The sequence below is a fragment of the Flavobacterium sp. genome, assembly GCF_035195345.1.
In the GTDB taxonomy this organism is placed as follows: Bacteria; Bacteroidota; Bacteroidia; order Flavobacteriales; family Flavobacteriaceae; genus Flavobacterium.
Genome location: NZ_CP136574.1, coordinates 2,099,885 through 2,122,344, shown reverse-complemented (window position 1 = coordinate 2,122,344; position 22,460 = coordinate 2,099,885). Strand labels below are relative to the sequence as shown.

The window sequence follows — 22,460 nt, the reverse complement described above, 5'->3', positions numbered from 1 at the left end:
TAATTTATCTAAGAAATACATATTTATTATGCGCGCATAGTTTTTATTTAGAAATTAATTTGTATTTTTGGAACTGAAAATATTCACTAACAAAATACATAAAAATGAAAATATTAGTTTGCATCAGTCACGTACCTGATACTACTTCAAAGATTAATTTTGTCAATGGTGACAGCGAGTTTGATACTAATGGTGTTCAATTTGTAATTAATCCTAATGACGAATTTGGTTTAACAAGAGCCGTATGGTTTAAGGAACAACAAGGAGCAACAATTACAGTTGTAAATGTTGGTGGCGCTGACGCTGAAGCTACATTAAGAAAAGCATTAGCAATTGGCGCTGACGAAGCAATTCGTATTAATGCAAATCCAACAGACGGTATGTTTGTTGCCAAACAATTAGCTGAAGTAGTTAAAAACGGAGGTTATGATTTAGTAATTGCTGGAAAAGAATCATTAGATTATAATGGCGGTATGGTACCAGGAATGGTAGCTGGATTATTAGGTTACAATTTCGTAAACGCTTGTGTAGGAATCGATGTAAACGGAAACGAAGCAAAAGTAACTAGAGAAATTGACGGTGGTAAAGAAACAGTTTCTGCAAGCTTACCATTAATCATTGGTGGTCAAAAAGGTTTAGTTGAAGAAAAAGATTTACGTATTCCAAACATGAGAGGTATCATGATGGCAAGAACTAAAGCCTTAACTTTAGTAGAACCAACAGGAGACGTATCAGCAACTAAAGCAGTTAAATTTGAAAAACCAGCTGCTAAATCAGCAGTTAAATTAGTAAGCGCTGATAATCTAGATGAATTAATCAGTTTGTTACACAACGAAGCGAAAGTTATCTAATTTCAAATCATTAAATTAAAGAATCATGTCGATATTAATATATGCTGAATCAGCAGAAGGAAAAATTAAAAAAGTAGCATTCGAATTAGCTTCTTACGCAAAAAAAGTGGCTGCTTCAATGGGAACCACAGTAACAGCTGTAACTATTAACAACTCTGATAATAGCGCTTTAGCTACTTATGGAGTTGACAAAGTATTAAACGTTTCAAACGATAAATTAGCTAATTTTAGTGCTAAAGCGTATGCAGATGTAATTGCGCAAGCAGCTAAAAAAGAAGGAACTCAAATCGTATTAGTTTCTTCATCTACAGATAGTTTATACATTGCTCCTCTTTTATCAGTAGCTTTAGAAGCAGGATATGTATCTAACGTAGTAGCTTTACCGGAAAGCACTTCGCCGTTCCAAGTAAAAAGAACTGTATTCTCTAACAAAGCTTTTAACGTTACTGAAATTTCAACACCTGTAAAAGTGTTAGGAATTGCTAAAAACTCGTTTGGTTTAGTAGAAAACGCTTCTTCATTAACGGAAGAAAACTTCGCGCCATCATTAAACGATGCGGATTTCGGAATTAAAGTAGAAAACGTAGAAAAAGTTTCAGGAAAAGTAACGATTGCAGATGCTGAAATCGTTGTTTCTGCTGGTCGTGGAATGAAAGGTCCAGAAAATTGGGGAATGATTGAAGAATTAGCTTCAGTTTTAGGTGCTGCAACGGCATGTTCTAAACCTGTTTCTGACATCGGATGGAGACCTCACAGTGAGCACGTAGGACAAACTGGAAAGCCAGTAGCTTCTAATTTATATATTGCGGTTGGAATTTCTGGAGCAATTCAACACATTGCAGGTATTAACTCATCAAAAGTAAAAGTGGTTATCAATACAGACCCAGAAGCACCTTTCTTTAAAGTTGCTGATTATGGTGTTGTAGGCGATGCTTTCACAGTAGTGCCGCAATTAATTGAAAAATTAAAAGCATTTAAAGCAAGTAACTCGTAAGAAATTAGTTGTTTAAAAAATATATTAAATTAAAATTAGAGTTATCTTTGTTTAGATAGCTCTTTTTTTTATTTTTGGAGCAAATGATTTTCAAACTTTTGCGCTTTGTTTTGTACAAATTTTACTTGGCAATGAAAAGTTTAAGAATGAAGAATGATAATTAACAATTCAAAATGAGTTTAGTAAAATTAACTATAAAAGGCATTTCCTACAGTCAAACCCAAAACGGAGCTTATGCCTTAATCTTAAATGAAGTAGAAGGTGATCGAAAACTACCTATTGTAATTGGTGCTTTTGAAGCTCAATCAATTGCTATTGCTTTAGAAAAAGAAATTAAACCCCCAAGACCATTAACTCACGACTTATTTAAAAGTTTTGCCGATCGTTTTGACATTGTGGTCAAACAAGTTATTATCCATAAGTTAGTGGATGGTGTTTTCTACTCTAGTATTATTTGCGAGAGAGATAAAATTGAAGAAATCATCGACGCAAGAACTTCTGATGCTATAGCACTCGCACTTCGCTTTAATGCTCCCATTTTTACTTACAAAAACATTTTAGATAAAGCAGGAATTTACCTAAGTATAAACCCATCAGAAAATGAAGGACAAAACGAAGATAACCAAGACATTCTATCTACACCAGAAACATTTGGCATAGAAGAAGATGTTTCCGTTTCTTCTGATAACTATTCTGGTTTTTCTTTAAAAGAATTGTACGACAAACTTGAACAAGCAGTTCAAAACGAAGATTACGAAAAAGCAGCAAAAATCAGAGATGAAATCTCAAAAAAAGAATCTTAAAACTTTAAAAATAATAATATGAATGTAAAATTCAGATTAACAATAATGAACCTTTTCCAGTTCTTCGTTTGGGGAGCTTGGCTTATCACAGTAGCTAATTATTGGTTTGGAACTAAAAATTGGGATGGTGCACAATTTGGTGCTATTTTCTCAACCATGGGAATTGCTTCGATTTTTATGCCCACTCTTTGTGGAATTGTTGCCGACCGCTGGATAAACGCAGAAAAATTATACGGTGTACTCCATATTTTAGGAGGATTAACCCTTCTTTATGTACCTCAAGTTAGTAACCCATCGGATTTCTTTTGGGTGATTTTAGTAGCCATGATTTTTTACATGCCAACGATTGCCCTTTCTAATTCCGTTGCTTACAACGCTTTGAAAAAAGGAGGTTTAGATGTGGTAAAAGATTTTCCACCTATTCGCGTTTGGGGAACCATTGGATTCATTGTAGCCATGTGGATTACCAACTTAACTGGAAACAAAGCTTCTGAAAATCAATTTTATATTGCTGCAATTGCTGCAATTTTCTTAGGATTATATTCCTTTACATTACCAAAATGCAAACCTGAAGGCAACACAACTGAAAACAAATCTTTTGTAGAACTTATTGGTTTAAGCTCTTTTAAATTATTTGCTGATTACAAATTAGCCTTGTTTTTTGTGTTCAGTATGTTTTTGGGAGCGGCTTTACAATTGACGAACGCTTATGGTGATGTGTTTTTAGATGATTTTAAACACAATCCTATTTATGCCAATTCATTGGTAGTAAAATATTCGACTTTAATTATGTCGATTTCTCAAATATCAGAAACCTTATTCATTTTAGCAATACCGTTTTTCTTAAGACGTTTTGGAATCAAACAAGTAATGTTATTTAGTATGATTGCCTGGGTATTGCGTTTTGGATTATTCGCTTATGGAAATCCGGGTGATGGTTTATGGATGATTATTTTATCTTGTATTGTTTATGGAATGGCGTTTGACTTTTTCAATATTTCAGGTTCGTTATTCGTAGAAACCTCAACTGATTCTAAGATTCGTTCATCGGCACAAGGTTTATTTATGATGATGACGAATGGATTTGGTGCGGTTTTAGGAAGTGTAGTCAGTGGACAAATCATCAGCCTGTATTTTACTGATGCTGCAACAGGAGAAAAAGATTGGCACAACATCTGGTTAACATTTGCTGCTTATGCTGCTGTTATCACAATCGCATTTGCGGTTTTATTCAAACACAAACATAATCCAAAGGAAGTAGAAGCTTTTAATCATTAAATTAGAAACCTATCAGGTTTGAACTAAAATAACATGCAACAATATCACGATTTAGTAAAACACGTATTAGACAACGGTAACCAAAAAGGCGACCGAACAGGAACTGGAACATTGAGTGTTTTTGGTTATCAAATGCGTTTTGATTTAAGCGAGGGTTTTCCTATGGTAACCACTAAAAAATTACACTTAAAATCGATTATTTACGAATTGTTGTGGTTTTTAAATGGCGATACCAATATCAAATATTTACAAGAAAACGGTGTAAAGATTTGGGACGAATGGGCAGATGAAAAGGGCGATTTAGGTCCGGTTTACGGACACCAATGGCGCAATTGGAACAGCGAAGAAATTGACCAAATTACCGAATTAATCGAAACGCTAAAAACCAATCCAAACAGCAGAAGAATGTTAGTTTCCGCTTGGAATCCTAGTGTTTTACCAGATACTTCGGTTTCGTTTGCAGAAAATGTTGCTAATGGAAAAGCCGCTTTGCCTCCATGTCATGCGTTTTTTCAATTTTATGTTGCCGATGGAAAATTAAGTTGCCAGTTGTACCAACGCAGTGCTGATATTTTCTTAGGCGTTCCGTTTAATATTGCTTCTTATGCTCTGTTTACGATGATGATTGCCCAAGTTTGTGATTTACAAGTAGGCGAATTCATCCACACTTTTGGTGATGCACATATTTACAACAACCACATGGAGCAATTAGAGTTACAACTATCTCGCGAATGCCGACCATTACCAACCATGAAATTAAACCCCGAAATTAAAAATATTTTCGATTTCAAGTTTGAAGATTTTACGTTAGAAGGTTATGACCCGCATCCTCACATTAAAGGTGCTGTGGCGGTGTAAGAAAAGATAACAATTTAGTATTAAAAGTAATCCGGCAGGTAATTAATCACGAAAGCATATAAATGAAAAAATAATGTTTTTGAATAAAAAAAGTTTCATACACTGCATATTAATATTGTTTTTTAATAATATTAGATTATACTCGCAAATTATATATACTGACATACCTGACACAACTCCAAATGCTACATATTCTTTGGATTTGAATAATGACACAGTAGTTGATTTCATAATTCAACATGTCGAAAGTGCAGGTATAGTTGGAATTGTTTGTTATCCTCAAAATAACAATGCTTATTCAGGAAATTTTGTTGACGGTACATATTTACCTTGGGCATTAGCAACATCAAATACTATTTGTGTGTCATTAGCAACATGGTATGATTCTAATACGCCTGGCATAATGGCTTTGGGGGCGAACCAAGGTTACTGGGCTGGAGAAACAGATAAATATTTAGCACTGAAATTAATTGAAGAAACAAACACTTACTTCGGCTGGGCGCGTATAGATTTACAAGCAACATCCTCATCTTTTACCATAAAAGATTATGCTTACGAAAGCACTCCAAATACTTGCATTCTGTCAGGACAAGGAAACTTAAATATTAATGAAAATTCAAATAAAAGTATTTTTTCAATATTTCCCAACCCTATGATTTACTCGACAACAATACAAACAAATGTCGATCTTAAAAATGCAACTTTGACGATTTATAACTCAATCGGACAAAAAGTAAAGCAAGTAAATAATATTTTTGGTCAGACTTTTACTATTTCAAAGGAGCATCTTCAAAGAGGACTTTATATCATTAGTCTAACTGAAGAAAACAAAATCATAGAAGTAGATAAGCTACTAATTTCAGACTAACAATAAAATTTACTGAGCATTAAATGCTATGACAAGCATTGAAGGTAACCCCTATAAATCAGCGCAATTAAATAATTAGATAACAAAAATATTTTAATTATTTTAAATTTAAATTTCTTATATTGGCTATAAAAATTTAGACATATGCTCACCATAATCGCAGCCGCATCCGAAAACAATGCTTTAGGAAAAGACAATCAATTGGTTTGGCATTTGCCAGATGATTTCAAGCGCTTTAAAAGTTTAACTTCAGGTCATTATATTGTGATGGGTAGAAAAACTTTTGAAAGCTTTCCGAAACCGTTACCTAATAGAACTCATATTGTCATTACTCGACAAAAAAACTATGATGTGCCAGAAGGTTGTTTGGTAGCGAGTAGTTTACAACAAGCAATTGCTTTTTGTCCAAAAGAGGAAGAAGTTTTCATCATTGGTGGAGGCGAAATCTACAATCAATCCATCGAAATTTCCGATAAAATCGACTTAACGCGTGTGCATACTACCATTGAAGCCGATACTTTTTTTCCAGTGATTGATACTGACAAATGGGAATTAGTTTTCGAGGAATACCATACTAAAGACGAAAAACACGATTACGATTTTACTTTTTTGACGTACGTTAGAAAATAGTTTTTTAGAGTACTGATAACACTGGTTTTACGGATTTCCACTGATTTTTTTATAATTTCTTTGTGAAACTTCGTGTAAAATTTTGAGATACTTTGTGTAACTAAAACAGATTTTTTTAAATTTCATAAATCTGTGTTCCTAAAAACATTTCTTCCATTTGATTTTTGAACTTGAAATTATATTTTGCAATTGTATTTGATTTTTTATCAGTACTTTTGTTATCCAAAAACAAGAAAATGTCCAAAATTATAAAACCATACAAAGATTCAGATTTAGGCAAAAAAGAACAAGTTGCTCAAATGTTTGATACCATTTCGGGTAATTACGACGGATTAAATCGCGTAATTTCTTTTGGAACCGATGCAAAATGGAAGCAAAAAATCTTAAAAATGGTAGCGACAAAACAACCTAAATCAATTTTAGATATTGCAACGGGTACGGGCGATTTGGCTATTTTATTTGCTAGCACTACAGCCGAAGAAATTATAGGTTTAGACATTTCGCAAGGCATGTTAGATGTTGGGAAGAAAAAAATTGAAGCACAAAAATTAACTTCAAAAATACAAATGGTTTTGGGCGATGGTGAAAACATTCCTTATCCAGATAATTATTTTGATGTAATTACGGTTGCTTATGGTGTGCGTAATTTTGAAAATCTTGAAAAAGGTTTGATGGAAATTTTAAGAACATTAAAGCCTGGCGGACAATTTATTATTTTAGAAACGTCTGTACCAACTCAGTTTCCATTTAAGCAAGGGTATGCTTTTCATTCAAAAGTAATTCTTCCTTTAGTAGGAAAATTGTTTTCAAAAGATCAATCCGCTTATACTTATTTATCAAATTCTGCAAATGAATTTCCTTTTGGAGAAGTATTAAACAATATTTTAAGAAAAATTGGGTTTATAGATGTAAAACATCTACCTCAAACATTTGGAGTAGCTACAATTTACCAAGCATCTAAAAAATAATATGAAGAAGTTTTTATTTTTATTACTTTTCACACCACTTCTTTTTGCTCAAGAAGGAATGTTTAGTAAAAACCCAATTATCAACAAAGAAAATTGGAACAAACAACGCGTGCATTGGGGATATTACCTGGGGTTCAATAATTTAGACTTTAAATTTGATTATAAAACGGTTACCGAGGATATTGAAGTTGGTACAACAACTGGTTTTAATGTAGGTTTAATTGGAAATCTAAGATTAGTAGAATATTTTGATTTACGGTTTGAGCCTGGATTATATGTAACCCAACGAAATTTTATTTATCCAAATATTATTGACTCTGGCGATCGTTTAAGAGAAGTGAAGTCTACCTATATTTTCTTTCCGGTCCTTTTAAAATATTCGGCTTTACGAACTGGAAATGTTAGACCTTACTTATTAGGAGGTGTTTCAACAGCCTTAAATTTAGGTAGTAATTCAGATTCACCTGATGACAATCTTAATAATCGTTTTAGAACAACCAAATGGACTAATTTTTATGAAGTAGGATTTGGTATCGATTTATATCTTGAATATTTTATTTTTTCACCTTCAATACGGGGTGTGTTTAGTATGAATGATGAATTAATTCGTGACAATGACCCTAATAGTCAATGGACAGGAAATATTCAGGAAATGAAAACAAGGGGATTTTTTATAAATTTTTCGTTTCACTAATATACTTAGTTTCGTTTAAATTCGCTCAAAATAATAGCGGTTGCAGTTGCAACATTTAAACTTTCTGTAATTTGTAAATCACCAAATCTAGGAATTGCTATTCGATCAGTTACTAACTTTTCAACTGCTTCAGAAATTCCATTTGCTTCATTTCCCATAACAATAATACCATCGTTTGGAAGTGATTCTTGGTAAATATTTTTTCCATCCATAAAAGTCCCAAATACAGTTAATTTGGTTTTTACTAGAAAGTTTTCTAAATCTCCATAAACAACATTAACTCTACTGATAGAACCCATAGTAGCCTGCACTACTTTCGGATTATAAATATCAACCGTTTCTTCTGAGCAAAATAACGTTTCAATCCCAAACCAATCACACAAACGTATAATGGTGCCTAAATTTCCAGGATCTCTAACATCATCTAAAGCCAAAATTAAGCCACTTTCTTTCATTTCTTTAGCCTTTGGAATTTTAAAAACAGCCAAACATGAATTTGAAGTAGCTAACGCACTAATTTTTTTTAATTCAGCCTCAGAAATGGCATGGAGTTTGTCTTTTGAAACCGACAAAAAATCTTGTTTAGTGGTAAACAATTCTTGCAATTCAAAGTTAGAATGTAACAATTCTTGAACTACCTTTATACCTTCGGCAAAGAAAAGTTGTTCTTGTTTTCTATATTTTTTTTGTTGTAAGCTTGTAATTAACTTAATTTGGTTTTTACTAAGCATAAAAATTGTATTTTTGACTAACTTTTAAAAAGTGCTTTGAGAAATAATTTATCAAAAATAACATTATTATTTGTAATTGGTACAATAATTTATTCGTGTTCGTTAGTTAAACGTGTGCCCGAAAGTAAAAAATTGTTAACCAAAAACGAGGTTTTTGTTAATGACGAACTAAATAAAGAAGACCGTGTAAATAATTTAGTAGTACAACAACCTAATACTAAGTTTTTAAATTATCCATTTGGACTTACATTATACAATACGGCTAGACCAAACCCAGATTCTTCCTATCAAGTTTGGTTAAACAAAAAACCTAACCGAATTAAAAGGCTAAACCGACTGCTATCGCCTAAACAAGTAGAACGATTAGGAAAATCATTTTTTGTAAGTGGAATACACCGTTTTATGAAAGAAACGGGCGAAGCTCCCGTGATAATAGATGAACGAAAAGCATTAAAATCTAAAGATCGCCTCAGTGGATATTATTATAACAATGGCTACATAAGAAACAAAGTATCCATGTCTATTGACTCTGTAGGAAATAAAAGAGGAAAAGTTGTCTACAAAGTAACAACTGGAAAGCCTTATTTTATAGATTCGATATTTAAATACATTGAGAGTCCTGTTGTAGATAGCCTATATTCTATTCAAGAAAGTAAAACTTTCATAAAAAAAGGAGATCAATATAATTTTAGTAATTTCGACAACGAACGCAAAAGAATAACACAATATTTAAGAAATAATGGTGTATATCATTTTCAAGAAAGCAACATTAAATACAATGCCATATTTGATGATTCCACTCAAAAAATGAATATTGACTTAAAAATTGAAGACCGATACGTTAAAAATGGGGACGAATTGGTAAAAAAACCATTTTCAATTTATAAAATTAGTCAGGTTAACATTTTTACAAACAATACTTCTAAAAAAGAAAGTAATCAATTTAATGATAGCGTAACCTATAGAAATTTTACTATTTATAGTGCTGGAAAATTAAAATACAAACCTAAAGCCATCACAAATGCTATTTTTATTGAAAAAGGCAAACTGTTTAGTGATAATGATAGAACGTTAACATCAAAATCTTTAAGTAATTTAAAAGTATTCAATTACCCAAATATTGAATATATTGAAGATCCAAATGACACCACAAAAACATCTTTAATTGCAAACATTTACTTAATGAGTAAGCCTAAGTATGTTTGGCAACCTTCATTTGATGTTACAACATCAGATGTTCAAGAATTAGGAATTAGTGGAAGGATGGCATTTACATGGCGAAATTTATTTAAAAGAGCCGAAACATTTGAATTAGCAGCAAAAGGAAACATCGGTTCATCAAAAGACTTAGCGAATCCGAACAATGTATTTTTCAATATTTCAGAATATGGAATTGAAGGAAAACTTAGCTTTCCAAGGATTGTTTTTCCAGCGAATACTCGTAAAATCATTAGAAAAGAAATGCTTCCAACAACTAATGCAAATATTAGTTTAACAAGTCAACGAAATATAGGATTAGATAAAGAAAATTTAACCGGTGTTTTTAACTACAGCTGGATTCCAAAACAAAAACACACTTTCCGATTTGATTTACTAAATATTCAATTTATTAAAAATCTAAATCCAGAAAATTACTTTAATGTATATACTTCTTCGTACAATACTTTAAATGATTTAGCTCAAACATATAATGTTGACCCTGCTAATTTAGAAAACGGGAATTTAACTACGCAAGGCGCTGTAAATTTTATTGATGATGTTCAAAATGGAGTAACTTCATTATCACCAAGTGACACAGAATACAAAACAATCAGAAGTATTGGTGAAAGAAGAATTCGTTTAATTGAAAACAACTTAATTGTTTCATCGAGCATTACTTTTTTTAGAAATACAAAAGCCAATTTATTAGATAATAATTTTTATTCCATACGAACTAAAATAGAGTCTGCAGGAAATGTACTTTCGCTATTAGCCGATTCAAAAAATGAAGACTTGAATCAAAATGGGAATAAAACTATGTTTGGTATTGAATATTCTCAGTATATAAAAGGAGAAATAGACTATATCAAACATTGGGATTTTGGCAAGAAAAACACATTGGCTATGCGAGCATTTGCTGGTATAGCTGTACCATTTGGCAATGCACAATCAATCCCATTTTCACGAAGTTATTTTTCGGGCGGTTCAAATGACAATAGAGGCTGGCAAGCTTATAGCTTAGGTCCGGGAAGAAGTGGAGGAATTAATGATTTCAATGAAGCCAACTTTAAATTAGCTTATAGTTTGGAATACCGTTTTAGAGTAGGTGGGAATTTTCACAGCGCTTTTTTTGCTGATATTGGAAATATTTGGAACATATTTGATAACATTACCGATGAAGATTATACCTTTAATGGATTTAGTTCGTTTGAAGACTTAGCACTAGGTTCTGGTATTGGTTTACGATACGATTTTGACTTCTTTGTCTTTCGCTTTGATTTAGGCTACAAAGCTTATGATCCTGGTAGAGAAGTGGGAGATAGATGGTTAAAAGGGATTAACTTTAGCAAAACAGTGCTAAATTTTGGTATTAATTATCCATTCTAATTTTTTAAATTATTATTTTTGCAAAACCATTATAAAAACAATCAACTATGAGTCACAATATTAAAGCTGGTGTTGCTACCGGAGATCAAGTACAAGAAATATTTAATTATGCAAAACAAAAAGGATTTGCATTGCCAGCAGTAAACGTTGTAGGATCTAGCACTATTAATGGTGTTTTAGAAACTGCTGCCAAATTAAATGCTCCAGTTATTATTCAATTTTCTAATGGTGGTGCACAATTTAATGCAGGAAAAGGCCTGTCAAACCAAAATGAACAATCAGCAATTTTAGGAGCTGTTGCAGGTGCAAAACACATCCATACTTTAGCTGAAGCTTATGGCGCTACTGTAATTTTACACACAGACCATTGCGCAAAAAAATTATTACCTTGGATTGATGGTTTATTAGACGCTTCGGAAAAACATTTTTCCGAAACTGGAAAACCATTATTCAGTTCTCACATGATTGATTTATCAGAAGAGCCAATTGAAGAAAACTTAGAAATTTCTAAAAAATATTTAGAAAGAATGAGTAAAATGGGAATGACGTTAGAAATTGAATTAGGAATTACTGGCGGTGAAGAAGACGGTGTTGATAATTCAGATGTAGATAGCTCAAAATTATACACACAACCTGATGAAGTAGCTTACGCTTATGAAGAATTAATGAAAGTAAGTCCAAGATTTACAATCGCGGCTTCTTTTGGAAATGTACATGGCGTTTACAAACCAGGAAATGTGAAATTAACTCCAAAAATTCTTAGAAATTCTCAAGAATACGTTCAAAATAAATTCAATACAGGAAATAATCCAGTTGATTTTGTTTTCCACGGTGGTTCTGGTTCTACTTTAGAAGAAATTAGAGAAGCTATTTCTTACGGAGTAATTAAAATGAATATTGACACCGATTTACAATTTGCTTTCACCGAAGGAATTCGTGATTATATGGTAAATAAAATCGATTACTTAAGAACTCAAATTGGAAGTCCAGACGGAGCAGATAGTCCAAACAAAAAACACTACGATCCAAGAAAATGGGTTCGTGAAGGAGAAGTAACGTTCAACACAAGATTAGAACAAGCTTTTGCCGATTTAAATAACGTGAATACTTTATAAGTACGAAGTACGAGGTACAAAGTACGAAGTTTAAAAATTATTATTAATTGAAATTAGATGAAGATAAGGTTAGCCTTCCAACTTCTAACTTCTAACTTCTAACTTAATTATGGCTTGGTTTAAAAGAAAAGAAAAAGGAATCACTACCGCAACTGAGGACAAAAAAGATGTTCCAAAGGGTTTATGGTATAAATCACCTACAGGAAAAATCATTGATCAAGATGAATTGGCAAGAAACCTATGGGTAAGCCCAGAAGACGATTATCATGTACGAATTGGTAGTAAAGAATATTTCGAAATTTTATTCGACAATAACGAGTTCACTGAACTTGATGCAAAACTAACATCAAAAGATCCATTAAAATTTGAAGACACTAAAAAATACAGTGATCGTTTAAAAGATGTAATGGACAAAACCAAATTAAAAGACGCTATTAGAACTGGTGTTGGAAAATCTAAAGGAAAAGACTTAGTCGTTTCTTGTATGGATTTTGCTTTTATTGGTGGTTCAATGGGAGCAGTTGTTGGAGAAAAAATTTCTAGAGCAATTGACTATTCTATAAAACACAGAATTCCGTTTGTTTTGATTTCAAAATCAGGAGGAGCTCGTATGATGGAAGCAGCTTATTCATTAATGCAATTAGCAAAAACCTCAGCAAAATTAGCGCAATTAGCCGAAGAACAAATTCCATACATTTCATTATGTACTGACCCTACAACGGGTGGAACTACCGCTTCATACGCAATGTTAGGAGATATCAATATTGGAGAACCTGGCGCTTTAATTGGCTTCGCTGGCCCTCGTATTGTAAGAGACACAACAGGTAAAGATTTACCAGAAGGTTTTCAAACTTCAGAATTTTTATTAGAACACGGATTTTTAGATTTCATTGCTCCAAGAAAAGAGTTGAAAGATAAAATTAACCTGTATTTAGATTTGATTCAAAATCAACCAATAAGATAAAAATAGAAATCCCGATATCACTATCGGGATTTTTTATGTTTAAAACTTAGCTCGCAAAGCCAGAATAAAATTCTTTCCGGGTGCTACAATTCCTGAACTATACGGTCGATAGCGTTGATCGGTTATGTTTTCTAATCCAGCCGTAAGCGTAAAATTTTCAGTTAGTTTATACATCGATTTTAAATTCAAGGTATACCAGCTTGGTGAATAAGGATTCCCATTACCATCAATTGCATAAATTTCTTTTTTTCCTTTTTCTTCCTCGGCTAAATCTTCGTAAGCCACTTCATCACTAAACTGTAGATTGACTTCAAAATCTAACTTAGAATTAGTAAAACCAACACGTGAAACTCCAAAAAAGGGTGCTGCGTGACGCGACGGACTTTTATCTCCATTATCCAATTCTTCTTCTCCCTTTTGGAAATTCAAATCAGTTGAAAATCGAAATCCAGTAGGTAATTTCACCTCAACACCCGCCTGAATTCCATATACATTAGCTTTCGCTGCATTTTGAATAGCTTGCACTTGGCTCAACTCGCCATCGTAAACAATTTCAGAAGCACCGTTCAAAGTAAAATCTCTACGAACTAAAGCATTATCTAATAAAGTATAATAAGTTGAAACATCCACTTTTACACTTTTTCCGAACATCTTCGCTACATTCAAATCTACATTATAGGCATATTCTGCCTCTAAATTAGGATTTGGTATAACAACCGAACCCGGTTCAGAATCAAACACTTTTCCCACATCATCCACATTGGGCGAACGAAAAGCCGTTGCTGCATTTGAACTAATAACCCATTTATCTGTTGGACGAAAAACAATTCCAGCACTTCCTGTTAAAGAACCATTATCAATATTGGCTTCTGTAAATGGAAAGGGATAAAATGTAGTATCAAAATCGGCTTTCAAAATAAACTGATTATATCGTAAGCCTGCTTGAAGCAATGTCTTTTCAGAGATTTTATATTGGTCGTTCATATAAATACCAATCGATTGCCAAGTAGCTTGTGGATATCTTGCCGGACCCACCGTGCTTGATCCTACTACAATGTCTTCATTAATTCCGGTTGAATTAACATCGTTTAAAACATATTCAAATCCGTAGAAAACTTTGTTACTGGCACCGGTAGCTTTCGTAAAATCGGTATTCAATGAATAAGCGTTTACTTTTTCAATTCTAATTTCTCTATTTGCATTATTAATGCCTCTACTCACACGACTTTCTTCAAAAAACTGATGTGCTAATCGCAATGACATTTCATCAAATAACTTAGATTTTGATTGATGCGTGATATTCAAATTATTCATAATCCATTTTTGCGGACCATAATAAAATTCTCCATAACGAGGCAAACCAGCACTATTATAACGAATATGTCTGTCGTAGCGCGAGTAACTTGAGGTTTCCGAAAAATGAAAACCGTATTGAAAATCCCAATTTTCATTAGGCTGAAAACGTACTTTTTGCATCAAATTAATTTGCGAATATGCAGTTGGTTTTTGAACCAATGGGTTGTCATTAGTAACCACTACGTCTACCCCATTTTGTCTTTGTACATAAAAGGGTCTTAAATATTCTTCAGGTCCGTGTGAACCCATTCGTAAATCACCAAAATCATTTGAACTGATGCTGGTAACCAAAGCCCATTTTTTCCAACCGACATTCACATCAAAATGTCCTGTTTTTTCATTATTCGCAGAAGAATATCGCGTTACTGCGCTACCAGAAACAACTGTTTTTTCTTCATTTGAAAATTGAGGTGTTAAAGTTTGAAAACTCATCACTCCACCAATAGCATCACTTCCATACATTACAGAACCCGGGCCAAATAACACTTCTGTCCGTTCCGTTGCAAACGGATCTAAAGAAATTACATTTTGAATATTTCCACCTCTAAAAATAGCGGTATTCATTCTTATTCCGTCTATCGCATACAATAATCTATTGGTGGCAAAACCACGAATCATTGGACTTCCGCCACCTTGCTGACTTTTTTGCATAAACACTTTACCAGAAACGGTTAGTAAATCAGCAGCAGTTTGCGGATTTTGCAAGACAACTTTATTTGCTGTAATCACCGAAATTTTCTGAGGAATTGATTTAGAATTTTGTTTCCATCGATTTGCTGAAACAACTATTTCTTCTAATTCAGTTGCAACTGTATCTTTTACTGTTTGTGAAAATCCTATAAAAGGCAATAGCACAACAGCATAAAAAATAATTTTTCTCATTTTTTAAGAATATATTTATTAATTCTAATTTATTTAATGGTTTCAATACTCTTACTAAATATTGAAAAAATCTTTAAGAAAAACTATTGGGAGGAGGGGTATCTAATTTTATGAATAAATAATGGTAAAAATTATTTATACAGCTATTATTATAAAAACTACGAATAGCTAAAAATGGTTGCCATGCAACAACTTGCTCAAAAAACAAAGATTTATAAAACTGAATTATTTGAGATTGTTTCTCCTTAGTAGGTATATCGTTTTGGTAAACATTAACTAATAATTTACTCAATTGCTGATTCAGTTTAGTTTCTTCAAAATCCCACCAACACCAATATTTAACAGAGTCTTTTGTAGTAATTTTATCTACGATATCATACATTTGATTGTTGAATTCAAACTCTTTGGAATGTTTCCACTTTAACTCCGTAGTAGTTTCAGTTTTTGAAAATTTTAAAAGTACCAATTCACATTTATCAATACCCGCAATCATTTTCCATTTTACTTCTTTTTTAACAACACGTTTTCTGTGTTGTATCCAAGTATAGGTTACAACTGCAGGTGCTATTAATAAAAATAACAGAAAAATACTGGCGATTTTTTTTCTCAATATTAAATAATAATCCCCAAATATACCAAAAAGTTACATGCCACTTCTAATAGCTTCCACTGGATCTAATTTAGAAGCCGAAATAGCTGGAATAATTCCAGAAATTAACCCAATAAAAGCTGCTAATCCTGAACCTAACAACATATTTGCTGCACTCAATACAAATTCAAAATCCAATGCCGAAGAAAGAATTAAAGCAATAATCCAAACTAAAAACATTCCTACCATTCCACCAATTAATGATAAAATAACGGCTTCAAACAAGAATTGAAACAAAATGAATTTATTTTTAGCACCAAGCGCTTTTTGTATTCCGATTAAGTTAGTACGTTCTTTTACTGATACAAACATGATGTTTGCAATACCAAATCCACCTACTAGTAAGGAAAAGGCACTGATAATCCATCCTATCATGTTCATTTGTCCAATGATATTATCAATAAAATCAGTAAAACCAGATAATACATTCATGAAAAAGTTATCAATTTCACCTGTTTTCACGCCTCTGTGTGTACGAAGTTTTTGAGCTAATTCGGCTTTAAATTCTTCCACATCAATACCCTTTACAGGTTTTATTAAAATAGCAGGCGTTAACGTTTTATTATTATCACCATAGAGTCTTCTTAAAAAATTAACTGGGAAAAACACAGCAACATCATTACTGTCACCAAAAGTACTTTGTCCTTGTTTTTTTAGTACACCAATAACCGTAAATTTCTGACCATACAAACGCACTTTTTTACCAATAGGGTCGCTATTTTCGAACAAACCTGTGGCTACTTCACTTCCAATAACAATTACTGGACTTCCAGAATTGGATTCCGATTCGTTAAACAAACGACCTTTGTCGATTTTAATAGGTTCTATATCAAAAAAATCTTCGGTTGACGGTTTAACACGAATAGAATTTACTGTTTTAGACTCGTATTTAATGTTTTCGTTTCGGGTAAATAAATTGAAAGAGATTTTATCGATTCCATTAACATTACGTTTGATGTGTTCAAATTCATCATAAGTAACATCTGGAAATTGCTCTCGTTTCCATTTAGGAATTTCAGAAGGACCGAATGAAAAACGCATTAAATACACTGTATTCATGTCCATATCACTCAAATCTTCCTTAATTTTTTTATCCATAGAATCTACCGCAGCCAACACCGCAATAATGGAAAAAATACCAATGGTAACGCCTAACAACGACAAAAGTGTACGCAATTTATTGTTGCGCAACGCGTTAATGGCAAAACTGAAACTCTCTGAAAGTAATCGTAAATATAAAAGCATAATACTGAGCTATTACTATAAGTAGAGTTATGTATGAAAATGTTACAATTGGAGGGAATTTATTATTTGATAAATTTGTTTAAATTTTAATTTTACGGAAATATATATTTTTTCTATTCAAAAAATAATTAACTTTGATTTCAAACAATAAGAAAATTACTAAAACTTTCTACTATGCCAATCAACAAACAATTTGTAACTGTTATCAAAAAATCAATAACAAAAATTGATTTTTCAAAACTTGAAGAGAAATGTACAAATGAAGCTCAAACTAGACAATATTTGATAGAACCTATAATCGAAACATTAGGCTACAGTAGATTTGATGATATGTTAACTGAAATCAATGCTGGTTGGGGGCAAAAAAATGACAAAGCTGACATTGGTTTAATTATAAAAGGGAAAAATCCTGAGATTTTAGTAGAGTGTAAAAAATACGGTAAAAATTTAACCGATAAAGAAGCTTCACAATTAAATGGTTATTTTATTAATACTCCAAGTTCTAAAATTGGAATTTTAACTAATGGAATTGAATGGCGATTTTATTGTCCAGATGAATCAAACAAAGAGACAAACTTAAATGTTACTCCTTTTTTATCATTAGACTTTTCAGAATTAAATGATTCTCTTTTCGAAAATCTTTCAAAATTTCACAAAAACAATATTGACATAAAAGAATTGATGGAAGAAGCATCTGAATTTTATTTTTTGCAAGGTTTTAATGATGCTTTTGCAACAGAATTATCAGACCCATCTGACGATTTTATTAAAGCAATTTTTAATAGAATGCAAGGTAAAAGAATGACCGACACAGTGAAGAGTAAATTGCGAACTTTAATAAACTCAAATTCAATTCAAAATGCACTTCCTAAAGTAATTGAAGAAGAATCCAAGAATGGAAATGTTATTATAACTACTGCTGAAGAGCTTAAAATATATCATGCAATAAAAACAATACTAATTCATAAAAAAGAAATTGATTCTGAAAGAATTTCATATAGAGACCAAAAGAATAGCTTCAATATTTTAGTTGATGACAACAACAAAAAAATTATTTGCAAAATAACTAGTTCAAAAAACAAACACTATATTGAACTTAATGGAGTAAAATATGAGGTTAACGGAATAGATAGTATTGTTGCTATAAAGAAACAACTGTTAGATTTTACAATGCAATATTTTCAAAAATAAACAACAAACCACTTTCTGAGTGGTTTTCTTTTTTTAAAAAATCCCTTCCAATAAAGTTTGACTATTTTAAGAAGTATAACTACTTTTGCACCACGAAAACAACAACATATATCTGAGACCTATTCAGATACAACAACACAACACCATGAACACAACAAAAAAAATTGCTTCGGCATTGATTTCTGTATTTGACAAAAACGGTTTAGAACCTATTGTTAAAGCGCTTCACCAAAACAATGTAACCATTTATTCTACCGGCGGAACTGAAACTTTTATAAAAGATTTAGGTATTCCAGTAGTCGCTGTAGAAGATATTACGGCTTTTCCAGAAATTTTAGGAGGAAGAGTAAAAACGTTGCATCCAAAAATCTTCGGTGGTATTTTAAACCGTCAAGACCATGCGGGTGATGTGGAGCAAATGAAAGAATTCAACATTCCGCAAATCGATTTAGTGATTGTGGATTTGTATCCGTTTGAAAAAACCGTTGCTTCTGGTGCTGGAGAACAAGATATTATCGAGAAAATTGATATCGGTGGAATTTCGTTAATTAGAGCAGCTGCTAAAAATTTCAAAGACACAGTAATTGTTCCTTCAGTTGAGCAATATGCGCCCTTTTTGAATTTCTATACTGAAAATAACGGTGCTACCACTTTAGAAAACAGAAAATTATTAGCTTCAAGAGCTTTTAATGTTTCTTCACATTATGATTCGGCTATTTTTAACTACTTCAATCAAGTTTTTGAAGAACCAGTTTTAAAAATCAGCGAGCAAAACGGAAACGTATTGCGTTATGGTGAAAATCCACATCAAAAAGGATTTTTCTATGGCGATTTCGATAAAATGTTTACCAAAGTTCACGGAAAAGAATTGTCGTACAACAATTTATTAGACGTTGATGCTGCCGTAAACTTAATGAACGAATTCAAAAATGACAATCCAACTTTTGCAATTTTAAAACACAATAACGCTTGTGGTTTAGCAACAAGAAATACGATGAAAGATGCGTATTTAGATGCTTTAGCAGGTGATCCAACTTCAGCTTTTGGCGGTGTTTTAATTGCGAATGGAAAAATTGATGTCGCTACAGCAAATGAAATCAACCAATTGTTCTGCGAAGTGGTAATTGCTCCGGCTTACGACCAAGAAGCAATTGATATTTTAGAAGAAAAGAAAAACAGAATTATCTTAATCCAAAACGAAGTGAAATTACCACAAAAAATCGTTCGTACTTGTTTAAACGGTGTTTTAGTGCAAGATAAAGACAATGTTACCGATTCAAAAGACCATTTAAAAACGGTTACAACGGCAGTTCCAACCGAAGAAGAAATTGAAGATTTATTATTTGCTTCGAAAATTTGTAAACACACTAAATCAAATACGATTGTATTTGCAAAAAACAAACAATTGTGTGCTTCTGGAACAGGACAAACTTCAAGAGTAGATGCTTTACGCCATGCAATTGAAAAAGCAACTTCATTTGAATTTGATTTAACCGGAGCTGTGATGTCAAGTGATGCATTTTTCCCTTTCCCAGATTGTGTAGAAATCGCAAATAAAGCAGGAATTACAGCGGTGATTCAACCAGGAGGTTCTATAAAAGATGAGTTAAGTATTTCTTATTGTAACGATAATAATATGGCAATGGTATTCACTGGAATCCGTCATTTCAAACACTAATATTTACTTAAATTAACATAATTTAAAAGCGTATTAAAAAATAATATTTTAATACGCTTTTATTTTGAATTATTCCAGATTATTTTTATAATTTTGCGAGTTGAATACTATCATTCATAAAACTCTAAATACTACTCAAACTTATGGGATTTTTTGATTTCATGACCGAGGACATCGCTATCGACCTTGGTACCGCAAACACCCTAATCATTCACAATGATAAAGTTGTGATTGATAGTCCATCTATTGTAGCCAGAGACCGTATTACAGGAAAAATTATTGCTGTAGGTAAGGAAGCAAATATGATGCAAGGTAAAACTCATGAAAACATAAAAACCATTCGCCCATTAAAAGATGGAGTTATCGCTGACTTTGATGCCTCAGAGCAGATGATTAAAATGTTTATTAAAAGTATTCCTGCATTAAAGAAGAAATTATTTACGCCAGCGCTTCGTATGGTGATTTGTATTCCTTCTGGAATTACAGAAGTGGAAATGCGTGCGGTAAAAGAATCGGCTGAACGTGTAAACGGAAAAGAAGTATACTTAATTCATGAACCTATGGCGGCTGCAATTGGTATCGGTTTAGATATTATGCAACCTAAAGGGAATATGATTGTAGATATAGGTGGAGGAACAACAGAAATTGCTGTTATAGCATTAGGCGGAATTGTTTGTGATAAATCGGTTAAAATTGCCGGAGACGTTTTTACAAATGACATCATTTATTACATGAGAACGCAACACAATTTATTTGTTGGAGAAACTACTGCTGAAAAAGTAAAAATTCAAATTGGTGCGGCTATGGAAGATTTAGACAGCCCACCAGAAGATATGGCAGTTGACGGTAGAGATTTATTAACAGGTAAACCAAAACGTGTTGATGTATCGTACCGAGAAATCGCAAAAGCACTAGATAAATCGATTCAACGTATTGAAGATGCGGTTATGGAAACCTTATCACAAACACCACCCGAATTATCTGCCGATATTTATAACACCGGTATTTACTTAGCAGGTGGAGGTTCAATGCTAAGAGGATTAGACAAACGAATATCTATGAAAACAGATTTACCTGTTTACATTGCAGAAGACCCTTTAAGAGCCGTTGTAAGAGGAACGGGAATGACCTTAAAGAACATCAACAAATACAAAGGAATCCTGATTAAATAAAAATAATCCATGCAGCAAATAATTAATTTTATCATAAAAAACAGCCATAGATTGCTGTTTTTGCTGCTTTTGGGCTTCTCATTTTCATTGGTAGTAAAATCGCATTCTTACCACCGTAGCGAATATGTTAATTCGGCTAACGCGGTAACGGGTGCCTATTACGAAAAGGTAAATGAAGTAAATGAATATTTTAGTTTAAAACAAAAAAACAAAGACTTAGCTTCAGAAAATGCTTTATTAAAAAAATTACTTTTTAATAAAAAAGATACCATTTTAACAACAAAAACTCTTTTTAGAAACGACCTTAATAATTACAATGTGGTGGTTTCAAAAGTTGTAAAAAACTCTTTTAACTCGCGTGAAAACTATATTACTATCAATACTGGAAAAAATGCTGGCATTGAAGTTGACATGGGTGTTGTAAATGATAAAGGAATTGTTGGCTTAATTGAAAAAACATCTCCTGACTTTGCTACAATTCAAAGTGTTTTAAATACTAAATCTAAAATCAATGCTAAAATTAAAAATTCAAATCACTTTGGATCTTTAATTTGGGACGGTAGAAATGTAGGTTTTGCGCAATTAATTGATGTACCAAGATTAGCTTCTCTAAAACACGGAGATTCAATTGTAACTGGTGGAAATTCTGATATTTTTCCAGAGAATATTCCTATTGGTAAAATTGATAAAATTTATATTGATAAAAAAACGAATTACTACACCATCAATATTCGTTTATTCAACGACATGACATCGCTTGGATATGTTTATGTGATTGAAAACAAAAGAAAAAAAGAAAAAAAACAATTAGAATTAGAAACCACAGCACCTAAAAAATAGTGAATAACAACATTTTAAATAGCATCCGATTTGTAGTTTTTTTACTGCTTCAGATTTTAATATTTAACAATATTAATCTGTTTGGGTATTTAAACCCATATCCGTAT

Annotated in this window: 20 protein-coding genes; 16 read left to right on the top strand and 4 right to left on the bottom strand. The window is 32.3% G+C overall.

Annotated features, from left to right (window positions below):
• Positions 1-104: 104 nt before the first annotated feature.
• From RSE15_RS10090 to RSE15_RS10050, 9 genes are all read left to right on the top strand, one after another.
• Complete coding sequence (locus RSE15_RS10090) at positions 105-851, top strand: electron transfer flavoprotein subunit beta/FixA family protein (protein WP_324068194.1); 747 nt, start codon at positions 105-107, stop codon at positions 849-851.
• 25 nt (positions 852-876) lie between these two features.
• Positions 877-1,845, top strand: coding sequence for an electron transfer flavoprotein subunit alpha/FixB family protein (locus RSE15_RS10085; protein ID WP_324068192.1), 969 nt, complete (start codon positions 877-879; stop codon positions 1,843-1,845).
• A 173-nt stretch (positions 1,846-2,018) separates the two neighbouring features.
• The gene (locus RSE15_RS10080) at positions 2,019-2,648 is read left to right on the top strand and encodes a bifunctional nuclease family protein (RefSeq protein ID WP_324068190.1); all 630 of its coding nucleotides are present in this window, start codon (positions 2,019-2,021) and stop codon (positions 2,646-2,648) included.
• Between the two features lie 18 nt (positions 2,649-2,666).
• Positions 2,667-3,926, top strand: a complete 1,260-nt coding sequence (locus tag RSE15_RS10075) for a nucleoside permease (protein WP_324068188.1) — start codon at positions 2,667-2,669, stop codon at positions 3,924-3,926.
• A gap of 33 nt (positions 3,927-3,959) precedes the next feature.
• Positions 3,960-4,784 (top strand): thymidylate synthase, encoded by an 825-nt coding sequence (locus RSE15_RS10070; RefSeq protein ID WP_324068186.1) that lies wholly within the window; start codon positions 3,960-3,962, stop codon positions 4,782-4,784.
• 79 nt (positions 4,785-4,863) lie between these two features.
• On the top strand, positions 4,864-5,652 hold the full coding sequence (locus tag RSE15_RS10065; RefSeq protein WP_324068183.1) for a T9SS type A sorting domain-containing protein: 789 nt from the start codon (positions 4,864-4,866) through the stop codon (positions 5,650-5,652).
• Between the two features lie 144 nt (positions 5,653-5,796).
• Positions 5,797-6,282 carry a dihydrofolate reductase gene (locus RSE15_RS10060; protein WP_324068181.1) on the top strand — a complete coding sequence of 162 codons (486 nt, stop codon included), beginning with the start codon at positions 5,797-5,799 and terminating at the stop codon, positions 6,280-6,282.
• A gap of 236 nt (positions 6,283-6,518) precedes the next feature.
• On the top strand, positions 6,519-7,250 hold the full coding sequence (ubiE, locus tag RSE15_RS10055) for a bifunctional demethylmenaquinone methyltransferase/2-methoxy-6-polyprenyl-1,4-benzoquinol methylase UbiE (protein ID WP_324068179.1): 732 nt from the start codon (positions 6,519-6,521) through the stop codon (positions 7,248-7,250).
• A 1-nt stretch (position 7,251) separates the two neighbouring features.
• Positions 7,252-7,944 (top strand): type IX secretion/gliding motility protein PorT/SprT, encoded by a 693-nt coding sequence (locus tag RSE15_RS10050; protein ID WP_324068177.1) that lies wholly within the window; start codon positions 7,252-7,254, stop codon positions 7,942-7,944.
• Between the two features lie 5 nt (positions 7,945-7,949).
• On the opposite strand, the gene RSE15_RS10045 is transcribed toward RSE15_RS10050, so the two are convergent.
• Positions 7,950-8,675, bottom strand: a complete 726-nt coding sequence (locus RSE15_RS10045; protein WP_324068175.1) for a TrmH family RNA methyltransferase — start codon at positions 8,673-8,675, stop codon at positions 7,950-7,952.
• A 36-nt stretch (positions 8,676-8,711) separates the two neighbouring features.
• Between RSE15_RS10045 and RSE15_RS10040 the strand changes: the two genes are divergently transcribed.
• The 3 genes from RSE15_RS10040 (at position 8,712) to accD (ending at position 13,340) form a co-directional block, all read left to right on the top strand.
• Positions 8,712-11,261, top strand: a complete 2,550-nt coding sequence (locus RSE15_RS10040) for a translocation and assembly module lipoprotein TamL (RefSeq protein WP_324068173.1) — start codon at positions 8,712-8,714, stop codon at positions 11,259-11,261.
• Between the two features lie 47 nt (positions 11,262-11,308).
• Positions 11,309-12,376 (top strand): class II fructose-bisphosphate aldolase, encoded by a 1,068-nt coding sequence (fbaA, locus tag RSE15_RS10035; RefSeq protein ID WP_324068171.1) that lies wholly within the window; start codon positions 11,309-11,311, stop codon positions 12,374-12,376.
• A 109-nt stretch (positions 12,377-12,485) separates the two neighbouring features.
• Positions 12,486-13,340 (top strand): acetyl-CoA carboxylase, carboxyltransferase subunit beta, encoded by an 855-nt coding sequence (gene accD / locus RSE15_RS10030; RefSeq protein ID WP_324068170.1) that lies wholly within the window; start codon positions 12,486-12,488, stop codon positions 13,338-13,340.
• A 39-nt stretch (positions 13,341-13,379) separates the two neighbouring features.
• Here the strand turns inward: accD and RSE15_RS10025 are convergent, their stop codons facing one another.
• The 3 genes from RSE15_RS10025 to RSE15_RS10015 form a co-directional block, all read right to left on the bottom strand.
• Complete coding sequence (locus RSE15_RS10025) at positions 13,380-15,578, bottom strand: TonB-dependent receptor plug domain-containing protein (RefSeq protein ID WP_324068168.1); 2,199 nt, start codon at positions 15,576-15,578, stop codon at positions 13,380-13,382.
• Positions 15,579-15,651: 73 nt separating this feature from the next.
• Positions 15,652-16,188: a hypothetical protein gene (locus tag RSE15_RS10020; RefSeq protein WP_324068167.1), complete on the bottom strand. Its 537-nt coding sequence runs from the start codon at positions 16,186-16,188 to the stop codon at positions 15,652-15,654.
• Between the two features lie 33 nt (positions 16,189-16,221).
• Positions 16,222-17,472, bottom strand: a complete 1,251-nt coding sequence (locus tag RSE15_RS10015; protein WP_324068165.1) for an ABC transporter permease — start codon at positions 17,470-17,472, stop codon at positions 16,222-16,224.
• 174 nt (positions 17,473-17,646) lie between these two features.
• Here RSE15_RS10015 and RSE15_RS10010 point away from each other — a divergent pair, with 174 nt between their 5' ends.
• The 4 genes from RSE15_RS10010 to mreC all read left to right on the top strand — a co-directional run bounded on the left by RSE15_RS10010 (position 17,647) and on the right by mreC (position 22,353).
• Entirely contained in the window at positions 17,647-18,663 is a 1,017-nt protein-coding gene (locus RSE15_RS10010) for a type I restriction enzyme HsdR N-terminal domain-containing protein (RefSeq protein ID WP_324068162.1), read from the top strand.
• 145 nt (positions 18,664-18,808) lie between these two features.
• Entirely contained in the window at positions 18,809-20,341 is a 1,533-nt protein-coding gene (purH, locus tag RSE15_RS10005; protein ID WP_324068160.1) for a bifunctional phosphoribosylaminoimidazolecarboxamide formyltransferase/IMP cyclohydrolase, read from the top strand.
• A 143-nt stretch (positions 20,342-20,484) separates the two neighbouring features.
• Complete coding sequence (locus tag RSE15_RS10000; RefSeq protein WP_324068158.1) at positions 20,485-21,513, top strand: rod shape-determining protein; 1,029 nt, start codon at positions 20,485-20,487, stop codon at positions 21,511-21,513.
• Between the two features lie 9 nt (positions 21,514-21,522).
• Positions 21,523-22,353: a rod shape-determining protein MreC gene (mreC, locus tag RSE15_RS09995; protein WP_324068157.1), complete on the top strand. Its 831-nt coding sequence runs from the start codon at positions 21,523-21,525 to the stop codon at positions 22,351-22,353.
• Positions 22,354-22,460: the final 107 nt, after the last annotated feature.

Bases quoted from the DNA above. Each gene is read 5' to 3' on its own strand.
- RSE15_RS10090 (WP_324068194.1), top strand. From the start codon at position 105: ATGAAAATATTAGTTTGCATCAGTCACGTACCTGATACTACTTCAAAG.
- RSE15_RS10085 (WP_324068192.1), top strand. From the start codon at position 877: ATGTCGATATTAATATATGCTGAATCAGCAGAAGGAAAAATTAAAAAA.
- RSE15_RS10080 (WP_324068190.1), top strand. From the start codon at position 2,019: ATGAGTTTAGTAAAATTAACTATAAAAGGCATTTCCTACAGTCAAACC.
- RSE15_RS10075 (WP_324068188.1), top strand. From the start codon at position 2,667: ATGAATGTAAAATTCAGATTAACAATAATGAACCTTTTCCAGTTCTTC.
- RSE15_RS10070 (WP_324068186.1), top strand. From the start codon at position 3,960: ATGCAACAATATCACGATTTAGTAAAACACGTATTAGACAACGGTAAC.
- RSE15_RS10060 (WP_324068181.1), top strand. From the start codon at position 5,797: ATGCTCACCATAATCGCAGCCGCATCCGAAAACAATGCTTTAGGAAAA.
- ubiE (WP_324068179.1), top strand. From the start codon at position 6,519: ATGTCCAAAATTATAAAACCATACAAAGATTCAGATTTAGGCAAAAAA.
- RSE15_RS10050 (WP_324068177.1), top strand. From the start codon at position 7,252: ATGAAGAAGTTTTTATTTTTATTACTTTTCACACCACTTCTTTTTGCT.
- RSE15_RS10045 (WP_324068175.1), bottom strand. From the start codon at position 8,675: ATGCTTAGTAAAAACCAAATTAAGTTAATTACAAGCTTACAACAAAAA.
- fbaA (WP_324068171.1), top strand. From the start codon at position 11,309: ATGAGTCACAATATTAAAGCTGGTGTTGCTACCGGAGATCAAGTACAA.
- accD (WP_324068170.1), top strand. From the start codon at position 12,486: ATGGCTTGGTTTAAAAGAAAAGAAAAAGGAATCACTACCGCAACTGAG.
- RSE15_RS10025 (WP_324068168.1), bottom strand. From the start codon at position 15,578: ATGAGAAAAATTATTTTTTATGCTGTTGTGCTATTGCCTTTTATAGGA.
- RSE15_RS10015 (WP_324068165.1), bottom strand. From the start codon at position 17,472: ATGCTTTTATATTTACGATTACTTTCAGAGAGTTTCAGTTTTGCCATT.
- RSE15_RS10010 (WP_324068162.1), top strand. From the start codon at position 17,647: ATGCCAATCAACAAACAATTTGTAACTGTTATCAAAAAATCAATAACA.
- purH (WP_324068160.1), top strand. From the start codon at position 18,809: ATGAACACAACAAAAAAAATTGCTTCGGCATTGATTTCTGTATTTGAC.
- RSE15_RS10000 (WP_324068158.1), top strand. From the start codon at position 20,485: ATGGGATTTTTTGATTTCATGACCGAGGACATCGCTATCGACCTTGGT.
- mreC (WP_324068157.1), top strand. From the start codon at position 21,523: ATGCAGCAAATAATTAATTTTATCATAAAAAACAGCCATAGATTGCTG.